General features: G+C 48.2%; 3 protein-coding genes. 2 read left to right on the top strand and 1 reads right to left on the bottom strand.

Annotated elements, in window-relative coordinates; all coding sequences use genetic code 11:
- Positions 1 to 665, top strand: a 665-nt coding sequence (locus tag HKN79_11455) for a SpoIIE family protein phosphatase (GenBank protein ID NNC84183.1), incomplete at its 5' end; no start/stop codon positions are given.
- 146 nt (positions 666 to 811) lie between these two features.
- Positions 812 to 2,221, top strand: coding sequence for a hypothetical protein (locus HKN79_11450; GenBank protein ID NNC84182.1), 1,410 nt, complete (start codon positions 812 to 814; stop codon positions 2,219 to 2,221).
- An 11-nt stretch (positions 2,222 to 2,232) separates the two neighbouring features.
- On the opposite strand, the gene HKN79_11445 is transcribed toward HKN79_11450, so the two are convergent.
- A partial coding sequence (locus HKN79_11445; GenBank protein NNC84181.1) for a GAF domain-containing protein occupies positions 2,233 to 3,621 on the bottom strand: 1,389 nt, incomplete at its 5' end.

Here is a 3,621-nt window from a genome sequence, read left to right as displayed (position 1 = left end):
TCATAGCCTCTGTTGACTGCACAGGACATGGAACACCGGGTGCTCTGATCAGCATCATCGGAAGTAAACTCTTGGATAAGATCGTCAAGGAGAACGGGAACACCAATCCGGCAGAGATCCTGGAATTGATGAATCTGGACATCATCAGTACCCTACAGACCGAATGGAGTGTAGCTTCTGATGGTATGGATATGTCGCTGATCGCCATCGATGTGTGGCAACGCAAGGTGACCTTTGCAGGTGCCAAGAACAGTCTCCTACTCATGCGCGATGGGAAGATCCAGCGTATCAAAGGCGACAGAGGCTCCATTGGAGATACTCATCTCTATGAGAAAGGCTTTACCAATCATGAGATCAAGCTCAGGTCTGACGATTGCCTGTACATGTTCACCGATGGCATCATTGACCAGTTCGGTGGGCCCAACAACAAGAAACTCATGAACAGAAGGCTCTTGAGCATTCTGGATTCGAATAAGGATTACTCGATGAAATTGCAATCAGAGTGTCTGGCGAGTGAGCTCGAATCATGGAAAGGATCGAATGAACAAGTGGATGATATCCTGGTGATCGGCATGCGTGTCGACTTCGACCACATCAATATCGTCAAGCGGTTCAGAGATAGTAAACATTACGACCCAGGTCAACTGTGGTCTAAGGCCTCATAGGCCGACTTCTGGACATATAGTGTATCCAGACCACAACTTGAACAACGTATCGACCAACATGATCGATCATCCTTGATGACGGTCACAACGAATGATCCCTTCCCAACACCATGGGAGGGGATTTTTTCATTTTTCTTTGTCTCCACATGGTGAGGCGATTCATAAGGGATATCCGATTCTGGATCTTCTTGTTCTTCTGCATACGACTGTTCCACATCACGGCTCCTCCCCTGGAGACCGGTCATAACTGGAGACAGACCACCGTCACCATGGTCGCCCGGAATTTTGTAGAAGAAGATGCCAATATATTCTTCCCCCGTGTGGATTTTGCAGGTGAACGAAGTGGGATCACAGGCATGGAATTCCCGCTGCTCAACTACGGTATCTATCTGGTATCCGAAGTATGCGGCTATGACCATTGGTACGGTCGATTGATCAACCTCATCATTTCCAGCTTAGGCGTCTATTACTTCTTTCTACTGGTCAGACGGGTCTTTGATAGAGAGGTGGCATTCTATGCCACTCTGGTGCTCTTGGGCTCCATCTGGTTCAGTTTCTCTCGTAAGATCATGCCTGACACCTTTGCCGTGTCGCTGGTCATTGCTTCACTCTACTATGCGCATTGTTATCTCTATGATTCGAGGCATCGTACCATTCACCTGCTCGGATTCACGCTCTTGGCCGCTCTCGGTATGTTGAGCAAATTGCCGGCAGGATTTCTCTTCATTCTCTTGGCCATCCCCCTATGTGACAAGCGAGTACCTATCCAGGAGCGAATCCTAGTTGGATCGGCATCTGTAGGAGCGTTGCTCCCGGTCCTATGGTGGTATTTCTTCTGGGTACCTTTCTTGGTCTCGGAATATGGATTCTGGCATTTCTTCATGGGTAATTCCTTGTCAATGGGATGGCAGGAGCTACAGGGTCATGGAATGGAAGTAGCCTCCAGATTCTACGATGATGCACTGAAGTTCACTGGATTCGCGGTCTTTCTTTTCGGGATTGTCCGGATCATCCGCAGTAAACAAAGGCTTGCTCTTCTGATTCTGATCCTGTCCGCTTTGAGCTTTGCGATCATCGTCATTAAGGGCGGACGTACCTTCTACCATCACAATTACTACGTGATACCCTTTGTGCCGGTGATGGCTCTTATCTGTGGCCATGCATTGGCTTCAGTTGGGAAGAATTGGCTGAGAATCGCTTTGGTCAGCATCATTATGCTGGAAGGTGTCATCAATCAACAACATGACTTCCGTATCAAAGAACATATGCAAGCTTTGGAAGGATTAGAAGAGGACTTGGACCTACTCACCGACAAGGACGACCTCATCTTGATCAATAGCGGTGACTACCCTACTCCCATGTATTTCGCGCATAGAAAAGGCTGGGTGATGGACAACGAGCGGATAGCTCGCGACCAGACATTGGATAGCTTGAAGGCCAAAGGGCTGACTGCGGTGGTCGTATTGAAGCGCACTTTTGGTAGTCCTATCGACATTGAACGCTCTGCTTCATTCGACTCTGAGGATTATACCATCTACCTACTCTCAGCAGACTGATCAGTAGTCCATCAAGATGGCTCTGCCGGGCTCTCCTCTATCTCAGCGATGATATCATCCATACTCAGAGAACTGAGCTCATCTGATCGGGAATAGTCGATATCAGCTCTCAGTGCCTTCAATCCGGATACGCCTTGCAGATCCTGCAAGGTAACACGTTGCACAGGTCCAGGTTTGATCAATCCTTTGGCCTGTAGGAAACGGAAATAGCGCAGGTACTCCTGTTCATCGCTTTCGCTGCTATATACCACTACCATTTTCCCCGGACAGGTGATACGCTCTTCTGTCCCTTTGATATAGGCCTTATCCAACCTCTTTTTGATGATCTCATACCGGGCGTTGTATGCACCCTCCACATCGAATCTTTTCTCATCGATGCGGAAGTGAATGGACAAAGGAGTACTGAATGCCAATATGAGTGAGGCGATCTCCAAGGGCAAGGGTAAGTCATCGCGGACGGTGGCCACCTTGCGTTCCATCTGGATCATTGCCAGCAATTGCCACAATCTCAGATTCTTATAGTACAGCAGGTCGAATCCTTGACCTGGTGCAATGCTCTCCCCGATATACATGTTGAACTCCACACCATCCGTCTTATACCGTTCGAAATAGTGTGGGAACATCTTCTGGGCTTTGAGCTGTTCTTCATCGATGTATTGGGTGAGGATACGGTTGATCTCATTCAACGACCTGTCAAATGCAGCGCGCTCCTGATAGACGATCTCAAATCCCGCTTTCAGTGATTTCTCATATTGCTCTACTGTCTCACTCAGCTCAGGAAAGGCTTTGCTGGTAGAACTGATGAGTGGGTTCAATTCTTTTGTGACAAATACAATGATGGCGTGTTCAGTGGTCGTGTCTATGTCTTCATTCAAAGCAGATTTGAAGCGCATGATATTGTAGAGTATCTCCTCATAGATGGGAAGTTTCTTGATCCTGCTTGCAGAAGTGATGATCTCGGCAGCCATGTCCATCTGTTCGATCATGTCCTTGCGTACGGCCTCATTCCGGTTCAGGGTACTCTGTCGGATATCCAGTTGACCGAATAATGGATAGACCTTGCGAAAGACGATATCCTTGAGATCGATCTGATGCTCTGGCGTGCTGATCAATCGCATGGCCTCTTCGGTGAATCTCCACTTGACCGAAGGGTGGATGGTGGTAAAACGCTCTTGGATGACGGCCTCTACTTTATTGTCGAATTCCTCGTTGAATCGATTTCCTGCAACGGCCAGTATAGGCAGGATATGCTGGATCTGAGAATGGATGGTCGAATTGAGCGCGCCCTTTCTCTGGCTACCTAGCTCCAGAAATCCCAGTTTCTCTCCCCGGAATGAGACCGGTATGGCAAAATAACTCTGGATACCACCTGATTTGAGATTCTCTCCAAGGAGCGATCC

This window comes from Flavobacteriales bacterium (genome assembly GCA_013001705.1).
Taxonomy (GTDB): domain Bacteria; phylum Bacteroidota; class Bacteroidia; order Flavobacteriales_D; family JABDKJ01; genus JABDLZ01.
This window is presented reverse-complemented; position numbering and strand designations above follow the sequence as displayed.

What these genes read in the sequence shown, in the direction of transcription:
- HKN79_11450 (NNC84182.1), top strand. Translation starts at nt 812, where the DNA reads ATGGTGAGGCGATTCATAAGGGATATCCGATTCTGGATCTTCTTGTTC.